The sequence below is a fragment of the Streptomyces sp. NBC_00016 genome (assembly GCF_045040885.1).
Taxonomy (GTDB): Bacteria; Actinomycetota; Actinomycetes; order Streptomycetales; family Streptomycetaceae; genus Streptomyces; species Streptomyces coriariae.
In genome coordinates, this window is sequence record NZ_CP108304.1 from 7341561 (window position 1) to 7364445 (window position 22885).

The 22885-nt window shown below is 70.8% G+C and carries 19 protein-coding genes; 9 read left to right on the forward strand and 10 right to left on the reverse strand.

Annotation, left to right across the window (positions count from 1 at the left end; translation table 11 throughout):
* Positions 1 to 77: 77 nt before the first annotated feature.
* The gene (locus OG933_RS32430) at positions 78 to 950 is read right to left on the reverse strand and encodes a glycerophosphodiester phosphodiesterase family protein (RefSeq protein ID WP_362520460.1); all 873 of its coding nucleotides are present in this window, start codon (positions 948 to 950) and stop codon (positions 78 to 80) included.
* Between the two features lie 272 nt (positions 951 to 1222).
* Between OG933_RS32430 and OG933_RS32435 the strand changes: the two genes are divergently transcribed.
* The 7 genes from OG933_RS32435 to OG933_RS32465 all read left to right on the forward strand — a co-directional run bounded on the left by OG933_RS32435 (position 1223) and on the right by OG933_RS32465 (position 9998).
* Positions 1223 to 2086 carry an MHYT domain-containing protein gene (locus tag OG933_RS32435; protein ID WP_020131881.1) on the forward strand — a complete coding sequence of 288 codons (864 nt, stop codon included), beginning with the start codon at positions 1223 to 1225 and terminating at the stop codon, positions 2084 to 2086.
* Positions 2087 to 2175: 89 nt separating this feature from the next.
* Positions 2176 to 4320 carry an excinuclease ABC subunit UvrB gene (gene uvrB / locus OG933_RS32440; protein ID WP_362520464.1) on the forward strand — a complete coding sequence of 715 codons (2145 nt, stop codon included), beginning with the start codon at positions 2176 to 2178 and terminating at the stop codon, positions 4318 to 4320.
* Between the two features lie 160 nt (positions 4321 to 4480).
* Entirely contained in the window at positions 4481 to 5059 is a 579-nt protein-coding gene (locus OG933_RS32445) for a TerD family protein (protein ID WP_020131883.1), read from the forward strand.
* A gap of 54 nt (positions 5060 to 5113) precedes the next feature.
* Positions 5114 to 7126 carry a TerD family protein gene (locus OG933_RS32450; RefSeq protein ID WP_405630388.1) on the forward strand — a complete coding sequence of 671 codons (2013 nt, stop codon included), beginning with the start codon at positions 5114 to 5116 and terminating at the stop codon, positions 7124 to 7126.
* A 225-nt stretch (positions 7127 to 7351) separates the two neighbouring features.
* Entirely contained in the window at positions 7352 to 8353 is a 1002-nt protein-coding gene (locus tag OG933_RS32455) for a TerC family protein (protein WP_362520470.1), read from the forward strand.
* A 126-nt stretch (positions 8354 to 8479) separates the two neighbouring features.
* Positions 8480 to 8794 carry a hypothetical protein gene (locus OG933_RS32460; RefSeq protein ID WP_362520473.1) on the forward strand — a complete coding sequence of 105 codons (315 nt, stop codon included), beginning with the start codon at positions 8480 to 8482 and terminating at the stop codon, positions 8792 to 8794.
* 103 nt (positions 8795 to 8897) lie between these two features.
* Positions 8898 to 9998, forward strand: coding sequence for an ionic transporter y4hA (locus OG933_RS32465; protein ID WP_362520476.1), 1101 nt, complete (start codon positions 8898 to 8900; stop codon positions 9996 to 9998).
* Here the strand turns inward: OG933_RS32465 and OG933_RS32470 are convergent.
* Both OG933_RS32470 and OG933_RS32475 read right to left on the reverse strand, forming a co-directional pair.
* Positions 9988 to 11292 (reverse strand): MFS transporter, encoded by a 1305-nt coding sequence (locus tag OG933_RS32470; RefSeq protein WP_362520479.1) that lies wholly within the window; start codon positions 11290 to 11292, stop codon positions 9988 to 9990. The genes OG933_RS32465 and OG933_RS32470 overlap by 11 nt on opposite strands.
* A 71-nt stretch (positions 11293 to 11363) precedes the next feature.
* Complete coding sequence (locus OG933_RS32475; protein WP_405630392.1) at positions 11364 to 12410, reverse strand: S66 peptidase family protein; 1047 nt, start codon at positions 12408 to 12410, stop codon at positions 11364 to 11366.
* 98 nt (positions 12411 to 12508) lie between these two features.
* On the opposite strand from OG933_RS32475, the gene aroQ reads away from it, so the two are divergent.
* A complete protein-coding gene (gene aroQ / locus OG933_RS32480) occupies positions 12509 to 12982 on the forward strand; it encodes a type II 3-dehydroquinate dehydratase (protein ID WP_405630394.1) in 474 nt (157 codons plus the stop codon).
* A 37-nt stretch (positions 12983 to 13019) separates the two neighbouring features.
* Here the strand turns inward: aroQ and OG933_RS32485 are convergent, their stop codons facing one another.
* The 5 genes from OG933_RS32485 to OG933_RS32505 form a co-directional block, all read right to left on the reverse strand.
* Complete coding sequence (locus OG933_RS32485; protein WP_323178973.1) at positions 13020 to 13748, reverse strand: amino acid ABC transporter ATP-binding protein; 729 nt, start codon at positions 13746 to 13748, stop codon at positions 13020 to 13022.
* Positions 13749 to 13813: 65 nt separating this feature from the next.
* On the reverse strand, positions 13814 to 14773 hold the full coding sequence (locus tag OG933_RS32490; RefSeq protein WP_362520488.1) for an amino acid ABC transporter permease: 960 nt from the start codon (positions 14771 to 14773) through the stop codon (positions 13814 to 13816).
* Positions 14770 to 15654 (reverse strand): ABC transporter substrate-binding protein, encoded by an 885-nt coding sequence (locus OG933_RS32495; RefSeq protein ID WP_362520491.1) that lies wholly within the window; start codon positions 15652 to 15654, stop codon positions 14770 to 14772. The genes OG933_RS32490 and OG933_RS32495 overlap by 4 nt, the downstream gene beginning before the upstream one ends.
* A gap of 297 nt (positions 15655 to 15951) precedes the next feature.
* Positions 15952 to 16608, reverse strand: coding sequence for an MBL fold metallo-hydrolase (locus OG933_RS32500; protein WP_362520494.1), 657 nt, complete (start codon positions 16606 to 16608; stop codon positions 15952 to 15954).
* Positions 16609 to 16617: 9 nt separating this feature from the next.
* The gene (locus OG933_RS32505) at positions 16618 to 17304 is read right to left on the reverse strand and encodes a maleylpyruvate isomerase family mycothiol-dependent enzyme (protein WP_405630397.1); all 687 of its coding nucleotides are present in this window, start codon (positions 17302 to 17304) and stop codon (positions 16618 to 16620) included.
* A 223-nt stretch (positions 17305 to 17527) separates the two neighbouring features.
* Here OG933_RS32505 and uvrA point away from each other — a divergent pair, with 223 nt between their 5' ends.
* The gene (gene uvrA, locus OG933_RS32510) at positions 17528 to 20593 is read left to right on the forward strand and encodes an excinuclease ABC subunit UvrA (protein WP_405630400.1); all 3066 of its coding nucleotides are present in this window, start codon (positions 17528 to 17530) and stop codon (positions 20591 to 20593) included.
* A 128-nt stretch (positions 20594 to 20721) separates the two neighbouring features.
* Here the strand turns inward: uvrA and OG933_RS32515 are convergent, their stop codons facing one another.
* The gene (locus tag OG933_RS32515; protein ID WP_405630403.1) at positions 20722 to 21645 is read right to left on the reverse strand and encodes a carbohydrate kinase; all 924 of its coding nucleotides are present in this window, start codon (positions 21643 to 21645) and stop codon (positions 20722 to 20724) included.
* Positions 21646 to 21793: 148 nt separating this feature from the next.
* Positions 21794 to 22762, reverse strand: coding sequence for a hypothetical protein (locus tag OG933_RS32520; RefSeq protein WP_362520506.1), 969 nt, complete (start codon positions 22760 to 22762; stop codon positions 21794 to 21796).
* Positions 22763 to 22885 lie beyond the last annotated feature (123 nt).

The following is a 22885-nucleotide window of genomic DNA, read 5'->3' on the forward strand; positions in this document are numbered from 1 at the left end:
CCGTACGGCCTGCCACCGACAACGCCCCGGGGCGTCGGCACCGCCCGCTCCCGCACCGGGCCCCGGGGCCGCCGGTGTCAGTACCCGTACAGGGCCCGCCGCACCACGTCGGGCCTGTTGGTGATCACGCCGTCGACGTCGTACGCGGCGACGGCCTCGGCGGTCGCGGGGTCGTCGACGGTCCAGGCGAAGACCTTCATCGGCTTGCCGTGCGGCCCGGTGAGCGCGTGCACGGCGGAGACGTACGCGGGGGAGAGGGCGGTGTACGACGGGTTGATCAGGTCGGCGAAGCCCGCGTACCGGGGCAGGTCCGAGACGGCCGGCATCCCGAGCAGACCGGTCCGCACCCCCGGCTTCAGGTCGTGGAGGGTTCGCAGGCTGTCGGCGCTGAAGCTCTGCACGATCAGCCGGTTCGTGAGGTGCCGCCGGTCCAGCCAGCCCTCGTTGCTCAGCACCTTGAGGGTCTGCTGCTCGATCCCCGGATAGAGCTCGGGGTTCTTGACCTCCAGGAGCAGCTTCTGGTGGTGATGCTCGACCCGCTCGACGTACTCCTTCAGCGTCGGCACCCGCGCGCCCGTGTACGCGGCGCCGAACCAGCCTCCCGCGTCGAGCAGGGCTATCTCGGCCGCCGTGAAGTCCCGCACCTTCCACGGGGCCCGGCCGGGAAAGACCTCCTCGGCGTCGGTCGTACGGCGGAGACTGTCGTCGTGGATCACCACGAGCTCGCCGTCCTTGGTGCGCTGGACGTCGTTCTCCACCCACAGGATGCCCAGCGAGGCCGCCTCGTCGACGGCGTCCAGGGTGTTCTCGGGGGCCTGGGCGGAGGCTCCCCGGTGGGCGATCACCGACGGCCGGAAGGCGCTGCCCGCCCGGGCGTCGTGAACGGGGAGCAGGAGGGCGACGGTGCCCAGGACCGCGGTGGTCGTGGCGGCAACTACGCGCGCGTGCATGCGTACTCCTCGCGTCGGGCCATCACATACAGCTCAACAGTGACAGCAGAGGGTCGACGCCGGGGGAGTACAGGATGACCACAGAATGAAAGGGGAACCCGGAGGCCGCTCACTGGTGCCGCACATGTGCGACAAGGGCGTGTTTCTTTGCCGGAAAATCGTTCGACCATTCCGGTGGGGGTCATACTCTCTCTCAGCCTTGACCGCGCTCAGCGGTCCCGGGGAGGGGCGAGTTTCAGAACATCGAGCAACAGGGCGAAGGGCTACCGCGCATGCAAGGCACGGTCGACGGTTTCAGCTACGGACTCGTCACACCGCTGGTGGCCTACCTCATGGCCTGCCTCGGCGGTGCTCTCGGTCTGCGCTGCACCACCAGAGCCCTGCTCGTCGCCCAGTCCTGGCGCCCTGGATGGCTGGCCCTCGGCTCGGCGGCGATCGGTTCCGGCATCTGGACCATGCACTTCATCGCGATGATCGGCTTCACGGTCGACGGCGCCCCGATCCACTACGACAAACCGATGACCTACGCGAGCCTGGGCGTCGCCATCGTCATGGTGGGCGTGGGGATCTTCATAGTCGGCTACCGGGGCGCGACCGGGACGGCGCTGTTCACCGGGGGCACCATCACCGGCCTGGGCATCGCGTCGATGCACTACCTGGGCATGGCCGGAATGCGCTTCAACGGGACCTTCGAGTACAACACGCTCACCGTCGCCACCTCCGTCGCCATCGCCATGGCGGCCGCCACCGCCGCCCTGTGGGCCGCGGGACAGGTCAGGGGCTTCCTGTGGAGCGTGGGCGCCAGCCTGGTCATGGGGCTGGCCGTGACCGGCATGCACTACACCGGGATGGCCGCCCTGAGCGTCCATCTGCACACGGGTGCCCCGACCGCGGGTGACTCTCCCGCCGCGCTCCTCGCGCCGATGCTGATCGGCCCCCTCGCCTTCCTGTGTCTCGCGGGCGTCGTCGTGATGTTCGACCCGCTGATGGTCATGGGCAAGCCCGACTGGACCCCCGCCGAGCACAAACCCGGCGTCCCGGCGCACCCGCCGGCCCCGCACCCGTCGCGCCGCTCCCAGCTCCGCAGCCGCCGGAAGGTGCCGCACCGCGAGTCCCGGACCCCGCAGAACCGCTGACTCCCGTACCCGCGCGACCCCGGGGGCCTGTCCCCCGCGAAACCGCTGATCGGGCCCCGTTGTCAGTGGGGGGTCGTACGGTGGATGACATGCGGCCCGTTTCCCACATCGAACGCACGGTGGCGCCTTTCGAGGTCGTCAGCCCCTACCAGCCCAGCGGCGACCAGCCGGCGGCCATCGCCGAGCTGGCCAAGCGCGTCCAGGCAGGTGAGAAGGACGTCGTTCTGCTCGGCGCGACCGGCACCGGAAAGTCCGCGACCACCGCGTGGATGATCGAGAAGCTCCAGCGCCCCACCCTGGTGATGGCGCCGAACAAGACCCTGGCCGCCCAGCTGGCGAACGAGTTCCGCGAACTGCTGCCGAACAACGCGGTCGAGTACTTTGTCTCGTACTACGACTACTACCAGCCCGAGGCGTACGTCCCGCAGTCGGACACCTACATCGAGAAGGACTCCTCGATCAACGAGGAGGTCGAGCGCCTGCGCCACTCCGCGACCAACTCGCTGCTCACCCGCCGTGACGTCGTCGTGGTCGCCTCGGTCTCCTGCATCTACGGCCTCGGCACCCCGCAGGAGTACGTGGACCGCATGGTCCCGCTCCGCGTCGGCGACGAGGTCGACCGGGACCAGCTGCTGCGCCGCTTCGTCGACATCCAGTACACGCGCAACGACCTGGCGTTCAGTCGCGGCACCTTCCGGGTGCGCGGCGACACCATCGAGATCTTCCCGGTCTACGAGGAGCTCGCCGTCCGCATCGAGATGTTCGGCGACGAGATCGAGGCCCTGTCCACACTGCACCCGCTCACCGGCGAGATCATCAGCGACGACCAGCAGCTGTACATCTTCCCGGCCACGCACTACGTGGCCGGCCCCGAACGCCTGGAGCGGGCCGCCAACGACATCGAGAAGGAGCTGGGCGAGCGCCTGGCCGACCTGGAGAAGCAGGGCAAGCTCCTGGAGGCCCAGCGGCTGCGCATGCGCACCACGTACGACCTGGAGATGCTCCGGCAGATCGGCTCCTGCTCCGGCGTCGAGAACTACTCGATGCACTTCGACGGCCGCTCGCCGGGCTCCCCGCCGAACACCCTGCTCGACTACTTCCCGGACGACTTCCTGCTCGTCATCGACGAGTCGCATGTCACCGTTCCGCAGATCGGCGCCATGTACGAGGGGGACGCCTCCCGTAAGCGCACCCTCGTCGACCACGGCTTCCGGCTGCCCTCCGCCCTGGACAACCGCCCGCTGAAGTGGGAGGAGTTCCAGGAGCGCATCGGGCAGACCGTCTACCTGTCGGCGACCCCCGGCAAGTACGAGCTCTCCCGCGGGGACGGCACCGTCGAGCAGATCATCCGTCCCACCGGCCTGATCGACCCGGAGGTCGTCGTCAAGCCGACCGAGGGCCAGATCGACGACCTGGTGCACGAGATCCGCACGCGCGTGGAGAAGGACGAGCGCGTCCTGGTCACCACGCTCACCAAGAAGATGGCCGAGGACCTCACGGCCTACTTCCTGGAGCTCGGCATCCAGGTGCGCTACCTGCACAGTGACGTCGACACGCTGCGCCGGATCGAGCTGCTGCGCGAGCTGCGCGCCGGCGAGTTCGACGTCCTGGTCGGCATCAACCTCCTGCGCGAGGGCCTCGACCTGCCCGAGGTGTCCCTGGTGGCGATCCTCGACGCCGACAAGGAGGGCTTCCTGCGCTCCGGCACCTCGCTGATCCAGACCATCGGCCGCGCGGCGCGCAACGTCTCCGGTCAGGTCCACATGTACGCCGACAAGATCACCCCGGGCATGGAACGGGCCATCGAGGAGACCAACCGCCGTCGGGAGAAGCAGGTCGCCTACAACACGGCGAACGGCATCGACCCGCAGCCGCTCCGCAAGAAGATCAACGACATCGTCGCCCAGATCTCCCGCGAGGAGGTCGACACGGAGCAGCTGCTCGGCTCGGGCTACCGCGCGAAGAAGGACGGGCGGGGAACCAAGGCCCCGGTGCCCTCCCTCGGCGGCAAGGCGGCCAAGGGCGCCAAGTCCGGGTCGGCCAAGGGCAGGTCCGAGGAGACGGTGCCGACGGACCGTCCCGCAGCTCAACTCGCCGAGCAGATCGAGGAGATGACGGAGCGCATGCGGGCCGCCGCCGCCGACCTCCAGTTCGAGGTCGCCGCCCGGATCCGCGACGAGGTCTCCGAAATGAAGAAGGAACTGCGCCAGATGAGGGAGGCGGGTCTGGCCTGACGGGCCCCTGCGGTTGCTGTGCCCCCGCCCCGCACGCCCTGTGTTGCAAGACCGACACAAAGTGCGGGCCTGGGTACGGCACTGTCAGTGCCTTTGCGTAGGGTTTCCGTCAACCGCGGGCTCGCGGCAACAGGGGACAGCTCGAGAGGGGAATCAGCGCGTGACCGTCAACATGACCAAGGGTCAGGCCATCAGTCTTCAGAAGCACGACGGGGGCAGCCTGACCGCGGTGCGCATGGGTCTCGGCTGGCAGGCGGCCCCGCGGCGCGGCCTGTTCGGCTCCCGGACGCGGGAGATCGACCTCGACGCCTCCGCCGTCCTGTTCGCCGACAAGCAGCCGGTCGACGTCGTCTTCTTCCGCCACCTGGTGAGTGACGACGGCTCGGTCCGTCACACCGGTGACAACCTCGTCGGCGGTGTCGGTCAGGGCGGCGACGACGAGGCGATCCTCGTCGACCTCGCGCGCGTGCCGGTCCACATCGACCAGATCATCTTCACGGTGAACTCCTTCACCGGCCAGACGTTCCAGGAAGTGCAGAACGCCTTCTGCCGTCTGGTCGACGAGACCAACGGCCAGGAGCTCGCGCGCTACACGCTGGCGGGCGGCGGCGCCTACACCGCGCAGATCATGGCGAAGGTGCACCGGGTGGGCGGGGGCTGGAACATGACGGCCCTCGGCGCTCCGGCCAACGGCCGCACCTTCCAGGACCTGATGCCCGCGATCCTGCCCGCGCTGTAGGGCGGAGAGCGGCACCGAGACAACATCACACGCGACGCAGGGGGACGACAGGCGATGACGGCCGAGCTGGTGCGGGGGCAGAACCACCCGCTCTCCCAGGTCCGCCTCGAGATCCGGGTCTCGGCCGGCAGGCCGGTCATGGCGGTTGCCACACTCGGTGACGAGAGCGGCAAGGTCCCCGGCGTCGAGTGGGTGGCCCACCCCGGCGTACCCACCCTGCCCGGCCTGGAGGTCTCCCGGCAGGCGGCCGCCGACCACCGTCTCGCGGTGGATCTGGACGCCGTGTCGGCGGCCGTGCACCGGGTCAGCGTGCTGCTCGCGCTGCCCACGGGCGTCGGCGGGCCGGTCAGCTTCGGCTCGGTCGCGGCCCCCTTCGTCGCGGTCACCGGCCTCGACGGCGCCGAGGTCGCCACCTACACCATCACCGGCCTGGACGCGGAGTCGGCGGTCGTCGCGCTGGAGCTGTACCGGCGGCAGGGCGCCTGGAAGGTGCGTGCCGTCGGCCAGGGCTATGCGGGCGGCCTCGCCGAACTCCTCACCGACCAGGGGCTGACGCAGGCGCAGCGACTCGCGGCCGGCATCAACGACGCCGTGGTCCAGGGCCTGGCCCGCTCGGTGCAGGCGCCGCCGCGTACCGCCGAAGGCGACCGCTCCCGGCAGGCGGCCGCGTCCGCCCTCGGCCCGGACCAGAGCGGCTCGCCGTACGGCACGCAGGGCACCCAGGGCGCCGCCGGCCCGTACGGGGCGACCCAGAACCCGCAGGGCCCCTCGGCCACGGGCTACCCGGCGGGCGCCGCTCCGGCGGATCCCGACGCCACCCAGCCGACGCCGACGACACCCACCGCCGGTGGCCCGATCGACTACAGCCATCCGCGTCGGCAGAACGCCGCTCCGCCCCCGCCTCCGCCCACCGCGCCCCCGGCCCGGCCCGGAGAGCCCGCCCGGCCCGTCGCGGGTGACGCGACCGGCTGGTCCATGGAGGAGCGGCTCTACAACCAGGTCTGGGGCATGTTCGAGGACCTGGCCCGCAGCACGGCCGCGTACCGCAGCGCCGTCGACTTCGCCGATACGCGGATGGAGAAGGAGCTGGACCAGGTCCTGTCCGACCCGCGCAGCAGGATGGGCGGCCAGGGCGACGCCGCCCGCGAGGCGGCCCAGGCCAAGCACATCCAGCTCGTCGACCAGGCCCGGGAGGCTCTGGACCGGGATCTCGTCCAGCTCGGCGCCGAGGCCGACGTGGTCGAACCGGCGCTGCCCGCGGCGTACGCGCGCTGGGACAACCCGGTCTGGCACGCCTACCGCGTCCCCATGGAGATGCCCATGGCCGTGCGCCTGGGCGACCTGCACCTTCCCGAGAGCGACCCGCTGCGCATCCCGATGCTGGTCAGGCTCCCGCTCGAGCGCGGCCTGTGGATCGACAGCGGGCGGTCGGGCCTGTCCGACGGGTCGTTCGCCGACTCCCACGAACTGCGCCGCCTCGCCATGGAGTCGGCCGTGGCGCACACGGCCCGGCTGCTGGCGGTGCATCCGGCGGACGAGTTCACCGTGCATGTCGTCGATCCGGCCGGTTCGGGCGCCCGGGAACTCGCGCCGCTGGTGCAGAGCGGCGTGCTCGCGGCCCCGCCCGCGGTCGGCGCGGCCGGAGTCGCGGCGGTCCTGGGCCGGCTCACCGAGCGGGTCGACCTGGTGCAGATGGCGGTGCGTGGCGGCATGGCCGACTCGCTGCCGCCCGGCTTCGACACGGCCCAGCAGCTCCTGGTCGTCAACGACTTCCCGCACGGCTTCGACGACCGTGCCGTGACCCAGCTGCGCTACCTCGCGGACGAGGGGCCCGGCGTCGGTGTCCACCTGATGATGGTGGCCGACCGGGAGGACGCCGACAGTTACGGTCCGTTGCTGGATCCGCTGTGGCGTGCGCTGCTGCGGCTGACGCCGGTGGCCGAGGATCACCTCGCCGACCCCTGGGTGGGGCACGCCTGGACGTACGAGCCGAGCCTGGTGCCGGCCGGCAGTCAGGTGCTCCAGCAGGTCCTCGCGCAGGTCGCGGCAGCTCGCGCCAAGTACTAGTAAAGTCCCCTGACCAGGGAACTTGGTCTTTCTTTTACCAATCGCTTTACCTTTTCTTGGTGCTTGGGGTACTGTTTTCCTCACGGAGGGGAGTACTCCCTGCTGCGGCGTACCCGTCAATACGGATCAGGCCTGATCCCGGGGCGTCGGCCCATCTCGGGTGGAAGAGACCTCCGGCAGCGCGACGACGCTGATCACCTGCCGTTACGTACTGTCGGAGGCGCAGTGAATGTTTCCCTGGCCCTATGGGTCCTGACCATCGTGGGCCTTGCCGCCCTCATCGCGGTCGACTTCTTCATCGGCCGTAAGCCGCACGACGTGTCGATCAAGGAAGCGGGGATCTGGACCGTCGTCTGGATCGCCCTGGCCGGGCTCTTCGGAGTCGGGCTGCTCGTCTTCAGCGGCGGTGAGCCGGCCGGCGAGTTCTTCGCGGGCTTCATCACCGAGAAGTCGCTCAGCGTCGACAACCTCTTCGTCTTCGTCCTGATCATGGCGAAGTTCGCGGTCCCGTCGCAGTACCAGCAGCGGGTCCTGCTCGTCGGTGTCCTCATAGCCCTGGTCCTGCGGGCGATCTTCATCGCCGCGGGCGCCGCGATCCTCGCCAGCTTCGCGTGGGTGTTCTACCTCTTCGGCGCCTTCCTGATCTGGACCGCCTGGAAGCTCATCCAGGAGGCCCGCGCCGACGAGGACGACGAGGAGTTCGAGGAGAACAAGCTGCTCAAGGCCGTGGAGAAGCGGTTCGGCGTGGCCGACCGCTATCACGGCACGAAGCTGTGGATCGAGCAGAACGGCAAGCGGGTCATGACCCCGATGCTGGTCGTGATGCTCGCGATCGGCACCACCGACGTGCTCTTCGCCCTCGACTCGATCCCCGCGATCTTCGGCCTGACGCAGGACCCGTACATCGTGTTCACCGCCAACGCGTTCGCGCTGATGGGCCTCCGGCAGCTGTACTTCCTCATCGGCGGCCTGCTGAGGAAGCTGGTCCACCTCAGCTACGGCCTGTCGGTCATCCTCGGATTCATCGGCGTCAAGCTGGTGCTGCACGCACTGCACGAGTCCGGGGTCCACGTCCCCGAGATCAGCATCCCGGTCTCGCTCGGCGTCATCTGCTCCGTTCTGATCGTCACCACGATCACCAGTCTGCTGGCTTCGAAGAAGCAGGCGGCGGCCGAGGCGGCGCGTGCGGAGAGCGAAGGCGCTCCGAAGGACAGCATCGAGGCCTGACCACGCAGGACGTAGGAACAACCACCCCCGGGAGCGGTGCGCGGCGCATTGCCGAGCACCGCTCCCGGTGCTTCTTTGGGAGCTGGGCGTTTCCATCCGGGGACGCCCGTTCCGGGTGGAGGCACCGTGGGCACATCGCAGAGGTTCGTCCAGATCCTCGAGTTCGAGACCGACCGCATCGACGAGATGCGGGCGCTGGCCGAGGAGGGGGACCAGCGCATCACGGGCCGGCCCGACGGCCCGACGCGCCGCCTAGTCCTCAAGGACCGCGATCAGCCGAACCGCTACCTCGTGGTGATCGAGTTCGACTCCCACGAGGAGGCCATGCGCAACAGCGAAGACCCGGAGACGGGCAAGTTCGCGGAGCGGATGGCCGCCCTGTGTACCCGGCCCCCGTCCTTCACCGACTGCGACGTCCAGGACACGACCGAGTTCAGGTGACGGCAGCCGCACCACCACCCGTCCTGCCCGCACGGGCGGGACGGGCCGCACGGGCGGGACGGGCCGGAATGCGGAGCCCCTACGGCTCTGCGACGATCGCTGCATGATCGCTCGGCTCAGGTCGGTCACGACCCGGTGGACAGCGCTCGTGCCGGCGCTGGCGGTCGTCCTGCTGGCCCTGACCTGGGGACACGACCTGCCCGGCGCGGTCGTCGTCGTGGTGACGCTGGTCCTCGCCGGATCGGTTCTGGCCGCCGTGCACCACGCGGAGGTCGTCGCCCACCGGGTCGGTGAACCCTTCGGATCCCTGGTCCTCGCGGTCGCCGTGACGATCATCGAGGTCGCCCTGATCGTCACCCTGATGGCGGACGGCGGGGACAAGAGCTCGACCCTGGCCCGGGACACGGTCTTCGCGGCCGTGATGATCACCTGCAACGGCATCGTCGGCCTCTCCCTCCTGGTCGCCTCGCTGCGCCACGGCACGGCGATCTTCAACCCGGAGGGCACCGGAGCGGCGCTCGCGACCGTCGCCACCCTGGCCACGCTCAGCCTCGTCCTGCCGACCTTCACCACCAGCAAACCGGGCCCGGAGTTCTCCGCCGTCCAGCTCACCTTCGCCGCCCTGTCCTCACTGGTCCTGTACGGCCTGTTCGTGACGACACAGACCATCCGGCACCGTGACTACTTCCTACCGGTCACCCGGCAGGGAGACGTGATCACCGCCGACGACCACGCCGGAGCCCCCACGGCCCGGACCGCCCGGATCAGCCTCGGGCTGCTCGGCCTGGCCCTGATCGGTGTGGTGGGCCTCGCCAAGGGCGTCTCGCCCACGATCGAGTCCGGAGTGGAGGCCGCCGGACTGCCCCAAGCGGTGGTCGGTGTGATCATCGCGCTGCTCGTACTGCTCCCCGAGACGATCGCCGCGCTGCGCTCCGCCCGCCGCGACCGGGTGCAGACCAGCCTCAACCTCGCGCTCGGCTCCGCGATGGCCAGCATCGGGCTCACCATCCCCGCGGTGGCCCTGGCCTCCCTCTGGCTCTCCGGGCCGCTCGTCCTCGGGCTCGGCCCCACCCATATGGTGCTGCTCGCGCTGACCGTCGTGGTCAGCTCGCTGACGGTGGTCCCGGGACGGGCCACGCCGTTGCAGGGCGGCGTCCACCTCGTGCTGTTCGCGGCCTACCTGGAGCTGGCGATCAATCCGTAGCCGGCCGCACGGCGGCCACCCGCACCGGCCGGGTCTCCGGCAGCAGCGCGAAGCAGCCCAGACTGAGCAGCGCGATCCCCGTCAGATAGGCGCCCACACCCCACGGGACCCGCCCCGAGCGCTCGGCGAGGGCGGTCGCCACGATCGGCGTGAGCGCACCCCCGAGGACCCCGCCCAGGTTGTAGCCGACCGCCGCACCGGTGCAGCGCACGCGCGGCGCGTAGAGCTCCGGCAGATACGCCGAGATCACCGCGAACATGGTGACGAAGGCGAGCAGCGCCCCCAGGAAGCCGAGGAACATCGGCAGCGGCTCGCCGGTCGAGAGCAGCGCGACCAGCGGGAACATCCACAGCGCGGCCGCCGCGCAGCCCACGAGGCACATCGGCCGGCGGCCGAAGCGGTCGCCGAGCATCGCCATCACGGGAGTCAGCGAACCCTTCACCACCACCGCGGCCATGATGCAGACCAGCATGACGGTACGGCTGACCCCGAGCCGTTCCGTCGCGTACGCCAGGGACCAGGTCGTCACGGCGTAGAAGATCGCGTAGCCGGCGGCGAGCGCGCCGGCGGTCAGCAGGACGAGCCGCCAGTGGTCGCGCACGACCTCCACGAGCGGCACCCGCGCGTGGTCGTCGATCTCCAGGAACCGGGGGCTCTCGGGCAGCGACGAGCGCAGCCACAGCCCGAGCACGGCCAGCACCCCGGCCGCCCAGAAGGGCACCCGCCACCCCCACTGCGCGAACTGCGCCTCCGTCAGCGTCACGGACAGGACCAGCACCACTCCGTTGGCGAGCACGAAGCCCACCGCGGGCCCCACTTGCGGGAAGCTCGACCACAGCCCGCGCCGCTCGGCGGGCGCGTGTTCCGCGGTCAGCAGCACCGCCCCACCCCACTCCCCGCCGAGCCCGAGCCCCTGGAGGAAGCGCAGGACGAGCAGCAACAGGGGAGCGGCCACCCCGATCGTGTCGTACGTCGGCACGCAGCCGACCGCGACCGTCGAGGCACCGGTCAGCAGCAGGGAGACGACCAGGACCGGCCGGCGTCCACGCCGGTCCCCGATGTGCCCGAACAGCACCGAGCCCAGCGGCCGCGCCACGAACCCCACGCCGAACGTCGCGAACGCGGCCAGTGTCCCCGCCAGCGGCGAGAACGTCGGGAAGAACAGCGGCCCCAGGACCAGCGCGGCAGCCGTCCCGTAGACGAAGAAGTCGTAGAACTCGATGGCCGTCCCGGCGAGCGAGGCGGCCGCGAGCCGCGGCATGGAGGGCGCCTTCACGGTGTGTACGTCGTGCATGCCGCGTCAACTACCCACAGTGATCGCGGGTTACGGGGGCGTGTGGGGGCGCGGACCGCCGCGAGGGGGGCTCAGTAGGTCACGGTGATGCGCCGCGCGGGACCGTCGACGCGGATCGTGCCGCCGTAGGGGATGACGAGTTGCGGGTCGGTGTGGCCGAAGTCCACGTCGAAGACGGCCAGGGTGTCGGGCGCGTACGCCCGCAGCGCGCGCTCCACCGCCGCGCGCTGCTCGGCCGCGTAACGGGCGCCTTCCTCCGGGCTGTTGGGGCGCTCGAAGGACCGGCTCTTGGCCCGGGCCATCAGCAGCGCGGGGAAGCGCCGCAGCAGACCGCGCTCGCCCATGTTGCGCAGGATCCGGAAGACCTCCGTGGCGCTCGGCAGTTCCTCCGACGTCTCCAGGATCAGCACCCCGCCGTCGTACACCGCCAGGTCGCGGGCGATCTCGCGGTCGGCCATCAGCAGCCAGGAGAGGATCTCCAGGTTGCCGCCCCAACTGCGCCCCTCCACCACGCGGTCGGCGTTGACCCAGCTCCAGCCGGCGCCGGGCCGGCTGTCGGGCTCCGACGCGAAGGTCGCCGGGTCGCCCCAGTCGCCGCCGAAGTCGTTCCACCGCTCGGCGGACCGCAGCTCGTAGGGGCCCGAGGTGAACAGCGCGGCGCGCAACGAGTCGGCGGTCAGCGGGTGCATGGCCCCGGGGCGTCCCAGCTCGCACATCACGCTCGCGCCGTGGTAGGCGACGACGCCGGAGTTGTACAGGAACGCCAGCAGGTTGGTGTTGTCGCTCCACCCGAAGAACGGCTTCGGGTCGGCGCGCAGCAACTCCCGGTCCAGCAGCGGCAGTACGGTGATCTGGTCCTCGCCGCCGATCGACGCGACGACCGCCCGAACGCCCGGGTCGGCGAACGCGGCGTGGATGTCGTCGGCGCGCTCCTGCGGCGTCGCCCCCATCCTGCGCGTCGTCGGGTATTCGACGGGCTCCAGAGCGAACTCCTCGCGCAGCCGCTGCACGCCCAGCTCGTAGGGGCGCGGGAAGAGCCCGGGCAGGCCCGCGGAGGGCGAGATGACGGCTATGCGGTCGCCGGGCGACGGCTTCGGGGGATACGAGGGCGCGGTCATGGCGCGAGGGTACGGCCTGCTGCCCTGCGGTTTCACCGTGATAAACCGGTGTGAGCGGTGGCCTTGGACGGGCCGCCCACGAACGGACCGGAGGAACCGTGCCCCGCAGCCTGGCCAACGCCCCGATCATGATCCTGAACGGCCCCAACCTGAACCTCCTGGGCCAGCGGCAGCCGGAGATCTACGGTTCCGACACGCTCGCCGACGTCGAGGCGCTGTGCGTCAGGGCGGCAGCCGCGCACGGCGGCACCGTGGACTTCCGGCAGTCCAACCACGAGGGGCAGCTCGTCGACTGGATCCACGAGGCGCGGCTGAACCACTGCGGCATCGTGATCAACCCGGGCGCCTACTCGCACACGTCGGTCGCGATCCTGGACGCCCTCAACACCTGTGACGGCCTGCCGGTGCTGGAGGTCCACATCTCCAACATCCACCAGCGCGAGTCCTTCCGGCACCACAGTTACGTCTCGCTGCGCGCCGACGGCGTCATCGCGGGCTGCGGGGTGCAGGGATACGTGTTCGGCGTGGAGCGTGTGGCCGCGCTGGCGGGGGCGGGCAAGGCGGACGCGTAAGCATCGCCCTCCAGGCCGTAGCCCCTTACCGCGCCCCTCAGAGGCGGCCCGCCTCCACGATCCGCCGCAGGAAGCGCCGTGTGCGCTCCTGCTGCGGGTCCCCGAAGAGCTGCTCGGCGGTGCCCCGTTCCAGCACGACGCCTCCGTCCAGGAAACAGACCTGGTCGGCGACCTCGCGCGCGAAGCCCATCTCGTGGGTGGCGAGCACCATGGTCATGCCGTCGGCCTTCAGGTCGCGGACGACGTTCAGGACCTCGCCCACCAGCTCGGGGTCGAGGGCCGCCGTGATCTCGTCGAGCAGCAGCAGCCGGGGACGCACGGCCAGCGCGCGCACGATCGCGACCCGCTGCTGCTGGCCACCGCTGAGCCGGTCGGGATACTCGCCGGCCTTACCGGCCAGCCCGAGCCGCTCCAGGAGCTCCCCGGCGTGCTTCTCGGCCTGCGCGCGGGCGACGCCGTGCACCCGGCGCGGGGCGAGCGTGATGTTCTCCAGCACCGTCATGTGCGGGAACAGGTTGTACGCCTGGAAGACCACGCCGATCCGGCGCCGCACCGCGTCCTGGTCGACGCGCGGGTCGGTGATCTCCTCGTCGTCCAGCCAGATCGCGCCGTCGTCGATGTCCTCCAGCAGGTTGGCGCAGCGCAGCAGTGTGGACTTGCCGGAGCCGGAGGCGCCGATCAGCGCGGTCACCGTGTGCGGGGCGACCTCCAGGTCCACGTCCCGCAGGACGACGGACCCGCCGAAGGTCTTGCGGACGGACTCCATCCGGAGCACCGGAGCCGGTGGTACCGGAGTCCGTGGCGCCGGAGTCTGCGGTGCCGGAGCGTCGCTCATGTCGTTCCTCCCTGGGCCCGCTGACGGTCCATCCGGGCCGTCACCCAGTCCGTGAAGCGGGTCATCGGGATGGTCAGGGCCACGAAGACCAGTCCCGCGACGATGTACGGCGTGTAGTTCAGGCTGCGGCCCACGATGATGTCCGCCGCGCGGACGGCGTCGATCGCGCCGCCGATCGAGACGAGACCGGTGTCCTTCTGGAGCGACACCAGGTCGTTCAGCAGCGGCGGCACCTGGCGGCGCACGGCCTGGGGGAGGACGACGTGGCGCAGCGCCTGCCGGTTGTTCAGGCCCAGCGAGCGGGCCGCGGCGCGTTGGGAGGGGTGCACGGACTCGATGCCCGCGCGGAACACCTCGGCGACGTACGCCGAGTACGTCAGTGTCAGTGCCGTGCCGCCCAGCAGCACGGGGTCGACGGTCACGCCCTGCAGCCGCAGTGCCGGGACGCCCAGCACCACGATCATCAGGTTGATGATCAGCGGCAGACCGCGGAAGAAGTCCGTGTACGCCGCCGCCAGCGCCCGCAGCGGGAAGAACACCGGCCCGCGCAGGGTGCGGGCCACGGCGATGAGCATGCCGAGGACGAGCACGGCGGCGCCGCAGACCAGCAGCAGTCTGACGTTCAGCCAGAGTCCTTCGAGGACCTTGGGGAACGCCTCGCGCGCGTACTGCCCGTCGAAGAAGGTCTCCCTGGCGCGCGGCCAGCCGGGCGCGCCGACGACGACCAGGTAGAGGACGGCACCCGTGACCAGGGTCGACAGCGCGGCGATCGCGGTGGCGCGGCGGGCACGCGTGCGCCGGTAGCGCTCGCGCTCCAGCCGCCGCTGTGAAGGGACGTAGCCGTCGTCGGGGGCGCCCTTGGCGCCCCCGGACCTGCCGTCCTCGCCGTCCGCCTCGTCCACGTTGTCCGCGTCGTCCGCGCCTTCCCGGCCGGACTCGTCCTCGGTGACCGTCACTTGAGCACCGGCGCGTCGACGGCGTCGGAGAGCCACTGCTGCTCGATCTTCGCCAGGGTGCCGTTCTCGCGGAGCGCGTCGACGGCGCCGGTCACGCAGGAGGTGAGCGCGCTGCCCTTGTCGAGCACCAGCCCGAACTGCTCCGGTGTGCCGCCCTGGTTCTCGAACTGGCCGACGATCTCGGCGTCCGTGACCTCGGCGGCCGTGATGTAGAAGGCGGTCGGCAGGTCGGTGACGATGGCGTCGACCTGGCCGTTCTTCAGCGCGGACTTGGCCTGGTCGTTCTTGGCGTAGACGGCCGCGTCCCGGGTCGGCTTCACCACGTCGTCGATGTAGTCGAGGCTGGTCGTGCCGACCTGGGCACCCAGCTTGAGGCCCTTGAGGTCCGCGACGCTCGTCGCCTCGGCGGCCTTCGTGCCCTTCAGGGCGATGACGGCCTGGCGCACGTCGTAGTAGCCGGACGAGAAGTCCACGGCCTTCTTGCGCTCGTCGCTGATCGACACCTGGTTGATGTCGAAGTCGAAGGTCTTCTCGCCCGGCGCGTAGGCCTTGTTGAACGGCACGCTCTGCCAGACCACGGCGCTCTTGTCGTAGCCGAGCTGCTCCGCGACGGCGTACGCCACCGCCGACTCGAAGCCCTTGCCGTTGGCCGGCTTGTCGTCCTTGAACCACGGCTCGTACGCGGGCTCGTCGGTCGCGATCGTCAGCTTGCCGGAGGTCTCGGTGGCCAGTTCACCCTTGGCGCAGGTGTCCGCGCTCGAACCGGAGGGCGACGACGCCGCCTTGTCCTCCGGCTGCGGGGCACAGCCGACAGCGGTCGCGAGGAGGGCCACGGTGGCGCCGGCGACGGCGCGGCGCAGTACACGAGGGGCGAGGTGCATGGCGGGAGAGTGGCAGCGAAAACCCCGGTTTGTCGAGGTCACACCATGACCTGTCCGCATACTGGGAACGGGTGTTGCGTTCTCGTGAACAGGCTCGGCGGACCCGCCTGGGCCGCCGGCCGAGGGCGGGGATCGTAGACCGGCGGCCCGATCCGCGCCGGAGCCGTCATCCCGCGCGGAACTGACACCAGTTGACCGCGCAACCACGAGTGCGGGGAGCGCGCGTGGGGGACCGGCGCGTGCGCGCGATTCACACGGGGCGCGCGTTCGGCAACGCGCGCCCTCTGTCGTGCGGACTCACCACCCGCGCGCGTGCCACTCCGGAAGGTGCGGCCGCTCCGCGCCCAGCGTCGTGTCGTTGCCGTGCCCCGGATAGACCCAGGTCTCGTCCGGCAGCGCATCGAAGATCTTCGTCTCGACGTCGCGGATGAGACGGGCGAACGCCTCGGGGTCCTTACGGGTGTTGCCCACGCCGCCGGGGAAGAGGCAGTCGCCGGTGAACACATGGGGGTGGCCGTGCGGGTCGTCGTAGACCAGGGCGATCGAGCCGGGCGTGTGCCCCACCAGATGGCGCGCGGTGAGCTCGACGTTCCCCACCCGGATGACGTCACCGTCGTCGACCGGGACGTCGGTCGCCACGGGGATGCCCTCGGCGTCCTCCCGGCCGGCGTAGGTACGCGCGTGCGTGGCCGCCACGACCTCGGCGAGTGCCTGCCAGTGGTCGCCGTGCTGGTGCGTGGTGACGACGGACGCGATGCCGTCGTCGCCGATCGTGCCGAGCAGGGCGTGCGCGTCGTTGGCCGCGTCGATCAGCAACTGCTCGTCCGTGGCCCGGCAGCGCAGCAGATAGGCGTTGTTGTTCATCGGGCCGACCGCGATCTTGGTGATCATCAGGTCCTTGAGCTCGTGCACGTCCGCCGGTCCGCCGACCGTCACCTCACCGCTGTACGTCATGACGGCAGCCTATAGCGGCGGAAGGGCCGGCAGCGGCCCGCCGTCCGCCGTCAGTCCGGAACCGTCGCGACGCCCGGCGAGCCAGCCCAGGAGGTCCGCGGGGGTGCCGGTGACGGTCACCTCGGGCCGCTCGGCCGCGCGGCCCGTGAGCCACGCGCGCGTGCCGTCCGTCAGGCGCGTCGGCGGCACGTCGGGACGCCCGGTGAACCGCTCCGCGAGGAACTCGATCTCCCGCGGGGTGAACTCCTCCGGCAGGTCCTCCAGCTCGTAGCCGATGCCGAGGTCCACGGAGTGCAGCTCCACCTCCACCCACCGCCGGAACGGCACGCGGGCCGCCGCGTCGACGACCCCGTTGCGCAGCTCCACCGTGCGTGACCAGTCCGCCGGCACGGCCCCCGTCGCCTGGAAGCGGGCCGCGCTCTCCTGGACGTCCGTGATCTGGACGTCCAGGGAGCGCGGGGAGTCCCGCTCGATGTCGGCGTCGCGGACGAATGCGTCGGCGTACATGGGACGGCCCTCGAGGACGTTCGTGAGGGCGTCCGCGTTGCGGGCGATGTGAGCCAGGACATGTCCGCGGCTCCAGCCGGGCAGGCGTGACGGCTCGGCCGCCGACGCGTTGTCCAGTTCGGCGACTGCGGTGAGGAGCCGCTCGGTCGCTTCGCGTACAGACTCCAGGTCATGAGCGTGATCAATCATGGTGCTGACCCTAGCCTCGCCACCTCTTCGGGTGAAGGTGGTCGACCGAGCCCGCAAATCGAATGCACGTGCTATATGGTCGGTGGCGGCGTCGGGCATGCTGGAAGGCCGGGGATTGTTGTGAACCGGTGAATCCCGACCGGCGTTGTCAGTGGCTCGCCCTAGTCTGAGAAAGACGGGGGCCCCGCCCCTGTCACTTCTCTCAAGAAAGGTGCGGACCGGCGTGGCCGACCGTCTCATCGTCCGTGGCGCGCGCGAGCACAACCTCAAGAATGTCTCGCTCGATCTGCCACGCGACTCGCTCATCGTCTTCACGGGCCTGTCGGGGTCGGGCAAGTCCTCGCTGGCCTTCGACACCATCTTCGCCGAGGGCCAGCGGCGCTACGTCGAGTCCCTCTCCTCGTACGCCCGGCAGTTCCTCGGCCAGATGGACAAGCCGGACGTCGACTTCATCGAGGGCCTCTCCCCGGCTGTCTCCATCGACCAGAAGTCGACCTCGCGCAACCCGCGCTCCACGGTCGGCACCATCACCGAGGTCTACGACTACCTGCGCCTGCTCTTCGCGCGCATCGGCAAGCCGCACTGCCCCGAGTGCTCCCGGCCGATCACGCGCCAGTCGCCGCAGGCCATCGTCGACCGGGTCCTGGAGCTGCCCGAGGGAAGCCGCTTCCAGGTGCTGTCGCCGCTGGTGCGCGAGCGCAAGGGAGAGTTCGTCGACCTCTTCGCCGACCTCCAGACCAAGGGCTACTCCCGCGCGCGGGTCGACGGCGAGACGATCCAGCTGTCCAGCCCGCCCACGCTGAAGAAGCAGGAGAAGCACACCATCGAGGTGGTCATCGACCGCCTCACGGTGAAGGAGTCCGCCAAGCGCCGGCTCACCGACTCGGTGGAGACCGCGCTCGGCCTCGCCGGCGGCATGGTCGTGCTCGACTTCGTCGACCTCCCCGAGGACGACCCCGAGCGCGAGCGCATGTACTCGGAGCACCTGTACTGCCCGTACGACGACCTGTCCTTCGAGGAGCTGGAGCCCCGCTCCTTCTCCTTCAACTCGCCCTTCGGCGCCTGCCCCGAGTGCTCCGGCATCGGCACGCGCATGGAGGTCGACCCCGAGCTGATCGTCCCGGACGAGGACAAGTCCCTCGACGAGGGTGCCATCCACCCCTGGTCGCACGGCCACACCAAGGACTACTTCGGCCGGCTGATCGGCGCCCTCGCGGACGCCCTCGGCTTCCGCACCGACATCCCCTTCGCTGGCCTGCCGCTGCGCGCCAGGAAGGCCCTGCTGCACGGCCACAAGACGCAGATCGAGGTCCGCTACCGCAACAGGTACGGGCGAGAGCGCGTCTACACGACCCCCTTCGAGGGCGCCCTCCCGTTCGTGAAGCGGCGGCACGGCGAGGCCGAGAGCGACGCCAGCCGGGAGCGCTTCGAGGGCTATATGCGCGAGGTGCCCTGTCCCACCTGTGAGGGCACGCGCCTCAAGCCGCTCGTCCTGGCGGTCACGGTCATGGAGAAGTCCATCGCCGAGGTCTCCGGGATGTCCATCAGCGACTGCGCGGACTTCCTGGGCGAGCTGAAGCTCGACGCCCGCGACAAGAAGATCGCCGAGCGGGTCCTGAAGGAGGTCAACGAGCGGCTGCGGTTCCTCGTCGACGTCGGTCTGGACTACCTCTCGCTCAACCGCGCGGCCGGCACGCTCTCCGGCGGCGAGGCCCAGCGCATCCGCCTGGCCACCCAGATCGGCTCCGGCCTCGTCGGCGTCCTGTACGTCCTCGACGAGCCGTCCATCGGCCTGCACCAGCGTGACAACCACCGGCTGATCGAGACCCTGGTCCGGCTGCGGGACATGGGCAACACGCTGATCGTCGTCGAGCACGACGAGGACACCATCAAGGTCGCCGACTGGATCGTCGACATCGGTCCCGGCGCAGGCGAGCACGGCGGCAAGGTCGTGCACAGCGGCGGCCTGAAGGAACTGCTCGCCAACACCGAGTCGATGACCGGGCAGTACCTGTCCGGCAAGAAGGCGATCCCGGTGCCCGACATCCGGCGCCCGCAGGACCCGTCCCGCCGGCTCACCGTCCACGGCGCCCGCGAGAACAACCTCCAGGACATCGACGTGTCCTTCCCGCTGGGCTTGTTCACCGCGGTCACCGGCGTCTCCGGCTCCGGCAAGTCGACGCTGGTCAACGACATCCTGTACACGCACCTGGCCCGTGAACTGAACGGCGCGAGGAGCGTGCCGGGGCGGCACACGCGCGTGGACGGCGACGACCTCGTCGACAAGGTCGTGCACGTCGACCAGTCGCCCATCGGCCGCACCCCGCGGTCCAACCCGGCCACGTACACCGGTGTCTTCGACCACGTCCGCAAGCTGTTCGCGGAGACCACCGAGGCGAAGGTCCGCGGCTATCTGCCGGGCCGCTTCTCCTTCAACGTCAAGGGCGGCCGCTGCGAGAACTGCGCGGGCGACGGCACGATCAAGATCGAGATGAACTTCCTCCCGGACGTCTACGTCCCGTGCGAGGTCTGCCACGGCGCCCGCTACAACCGGGAGACGCTGGAGGTCCACTACAAGGGCAAGTCCATCGCCGACGTCCTGAACATGCCCATCGAGGAGGCGACGGAGTTCTTCGAGGCCGTCCCCGCGATCGCCCGCCACCTCAACACCCTGAAGGACGTCGGCCTCGGCTACGTCCGGCTCGGGCAGGCCGCGACCACCCTGTCCGGCGGCGAGGCCCAGCGGGTGAAGCTCGCCAGCGAGCTTCAGAAGCGCTCCACCGGCCGCACGGTCTACGTCCTGGACGAGCCGACCACGGGTCTGCACTTCGAGGACATCAGCAAGCTGCTGAAGGTGCTCGCCGGCCTGGTCGACAAGGGCAACACGGTCATCGTCATCGAGCACAACCTCGACGTGATCAAGACCGCCGACTGGGTCGTCGACATGGGTCCCGAGGGCGGCGCCGGCGGTGGCCTCGTCATCGCCGAGGGCACCCCGGAGGAGATCGCCGCGGTGTCGACCAGCCACACCGGCAAGTTCCTGCGGGAGGTACTCGGCGCCGACCGGATCAGCGACGCGGCTCCGGTGAAGGCCCCGCGCAAGACGGCGGCGAAGAAGACGGTCGCGGCGAAGACGACCGCGCGCAAGACCGCGACCGCCAGGACGACGACCGCCAAGGCGGCCACGGCCAGGACGACCGCCGTGAACAACACGGCGGCCAAGAAGGCCGCCGGGGCGACCACGAAGGCGACCCCCGCGAAGAAGACCGCACGGGCCCGCAAGGCCTGACCCGACACGGGCCGCGCGGCCCGCTCCAGACCCGGGCCGACAGGCCCGGCGAGCCGGTGAAAGGGACGGCGCCCCGCGGGAACTCCCCGCGAGGCGCCGTCCGTCGTTCCACCGGCTGTTCGGCAGGCCTACGACGAGTCCGGGAAGCCGCCCAGTTCGGAGGCGTACGGCGGTTCCGCGCCGGCCCGGGAGCAGGTGATCGCCGCCGCGCGGGCGGCGAACCGCAGCAACTGCTCCCACCCGTCGGCGCCCAGGTCCGCGAGGCCGGCCGGGGACAGGGCGTCCCGCGCCGAAAGGCCGTGCAGCAGAGCCGCGTTCACGGTGTCCCCGGCGCCGATGGTGTCCACGACGTCCACCCGCTCGCCCGGCACCGCGTACACGGCCCCGCCCTGCGTGAAGGCGGTCAGCCCGTCGCCGCCCTGGGTGATCACGACGGCCGAGGGACCGGCGGACAGCCACTCGCGCGGGGTGCCGCCCAGCCACGCGGCGTCCTCCTCGGAGAGCTTGAGCAGGGACACCGAGGGCAGCCAGCTCTTGAAGCGGGCCCGGTAGGCGTCGGCGTCGGGGATCAGCCCGGCCCGGATGTTCGGGTCGAGCGCCGTGAAGAGTCCCTGCGCCGCGGCGGTCCGCATCAGCTCCTCGTACGCGCTCGCACCCGGTTCGAGGATCAGCGAGCAGGTGCCGAAGGACACCGCGCGCGTGCCCGCGGGCAGGGCGGCCGGGGCCGTGAACAGGCGGTCGGCGGTGCCGTCGACGTAGAAGGAGTAGGCGGCCGAACCGTTCCCGTCGAGGGTGGCGACCGCGAGCGTGGTCGGCTCCGTGCCGCGCTGCACCGCGGACACGTCCACGCCCGAGTCCCGCAGCTCGGCGAGCAGCGCCTCGCCGAAGGCGTCCTGCGAGGTGCGGGAACAGAAGGCCGTGGGGGAGCCCAGGCGGCCGAGGGCGACGGCCGTGTTGTAGGGGCCGCCGCCGAGCGCCGGCTGGAGACCGGCGAGGGCACCCGCGCCCTGCGGTACCAGGTCGATCAGTGCCTCACCGGCGACGACGATCACGGGGCGGTTCCTCTCTCTGGCTGTCTGCGGCCGCTCGGACCGTGCCCGCGGGGCGGGGCAGCCGCGCGGGTGCGACGGACGCAGGAGCAGGTGAGCCGCAGGCCGGGAAGCTACCCCATTGCGGCGCCGCGCGGAAAGCCTGCGCCCTTCACTCCCAGTCCCAGCCGATGCCGACCATGCCCGACCGCACCCGAGGCTCGACCAGGTGCACCGAACGGTGCCGGCCGCTGAGCGGCAGCTCCTGGCGGCCGCCGCGCGGGGCCGCCGCCGAGTGCTGGGTGAACCGGTGGCAGCGCACGGGCACGGCGTTCTCGGCGAAGCGGATCTGGAGGGCGTACTGGCCGCCCGCCGCGCCGAAGCCGCGGACGTACTCACGGGAGACGTCGGCGGTGCCGTCCTCGACGGCGTAGCGGAAGAGGAAGGTGTCGCCGGTCCTCAGCCGGGTGTCGAAGTGGAGTTCCGCCACGAGCACGCCGGTGTCGTGGTGGCTGCGGACCCGGCCGGCCCGGCAGTTCTCCAGGGCGTGCACCGTCATCCGTTCCGGTGAGCAGCCGGGGTCGCCGTGATGGACGGCCACGAAGCGGTCGACGCCGTCGCGGTGCGCGCGCACGATGTGCTGCGACTCGCGTCCCTGCAGCTCACGGCGCGACCCGATGCGGACCCGTTCATGGTGGCCCAGGATGTGCAGCCCCCCGTCGACGGGGCACTCCAGTTCGCCGAGCAGCTGTTCGAGAATGCCGGAGGCCTCCAGCAGCGAGCGGTAGGAGCGGCCCGCGGACTGCCCGGTCGCCGCGCCGGCGTCCCCGCCGTCGGGCTCCGCGAGCAGCCGGATCAGCGACTCGTCCGGCAGGTGCAGGATCTCCTCCAGCGCACGCACGGCGCGCAGCGACTCGGGGCGCTGCGGCCGCCGGGCGCCCTGCTGCCAGTAGCTCAGACTGGTCACGCCCACCTTCACCCCGTACCGCGACAGATGGTGCTGGACGCGTTGCAGGGGCAGGCCACGGGCGGCGATCGCGGCACGCAGCGCCACATGGAAAGGACCGCCTCGCAGGGCCGTGTCCAGTTCCGCGGAGGCGGCGTCGACGGCGGCGTCCGCGTGCTGTGTGGCGTGCGGCATGCAGGGGCCTCTCTGTGAATGCTCACGACGGCTGGTCGGACCGTTCGTGCGGGTGGTCGGGGCCTTTTCCGGCGTCGCCGGAACTCCTTCACATCCGTAGGGCGGCCCTCAGGGCCCGAGTCC

Coding starts and splice junctions, on each gene's coding strand:
- OG933_RS32430 (WP_362520460.1), bottom strand. CDS start 950: ATGCACGCGCGCGTAGTTGCCGCCACGACCACCGCGGTCCTGGGCACC.
- OG933_RS32435 (WP_020131881.1), top strand. CDS start 1,223: ATGCAAGGCACGGTCGACGGTTTCAGCTACGGACTCGTCACACCGCTG.
- uvrB (WP_362520464.1), top strand. CDS start 2,176: ATGCGGCCCGTTTCCCACATCGAACGCACGGTGGCGCCTTTCGAGGTC.
- OG933_RS32450 (WP_405630388.1), top strand. CDS start 5,114: ATGACGGCCGAGCTGGTGCGGGGGCAGAACCACCCGCTCTCCCAGGTC.
- OG933_RS32465 (WP_362520476.1), top strand. CDS start 8,898: ATGATCGCTCGGCTCAGGTCGGTCACGACCCGGTGGACAGCGCTCGTG.
- OG933_RS32470 (WP_362520479.1), bottom strand. CDS start 11,292: ATGCACGACGTACACACCGTGAAGGCGCCCTCCATGCCGCGGCTCGCG.
- OG933_RS32475 (WP_405630392.1), bottom strand. CDS start 12,410: ATGACCGCGCCCTCGTATCCCCCGAAGCCGTCGCCCGGCGACCGCATA.
- OG933_RS32485 (WP_323178973.1), bottom strand. CDS start 13,748: ATGGAGTCCGTCCGCAAGACCTTCGGCGGGTCCGTCGTCCTGCGGGAC.
- OG933_RS32495 (WP_362520491.1), bottom strand. CDS start 15,654: ATGCACCTCGCCCCTCGTGTACTGCGCCGCGCCGTCGCCGGCGCCACC.
- OG933_RS32500 (WP_362520494.1), bottom strand. CDS start 16,608: ATGACGTACAGCGGTGAGGTGACGGTCGGCGGACCGGCGGACGTGCAC.
- OG933_RS32505 (WP_405630397.1), bottom strand. CDS start 17,304: ATGATTGATCACGCTCATGACCTGGAGTCTGTACGCGAAGCGACCGAG.
- OG933_RS32520 (WP_362520506.1), bottom strand. CDS start 22,762: ATGCCGCACGCCACACAGCACGCGGACGCCGCCGTCGACGCCGCCTCC.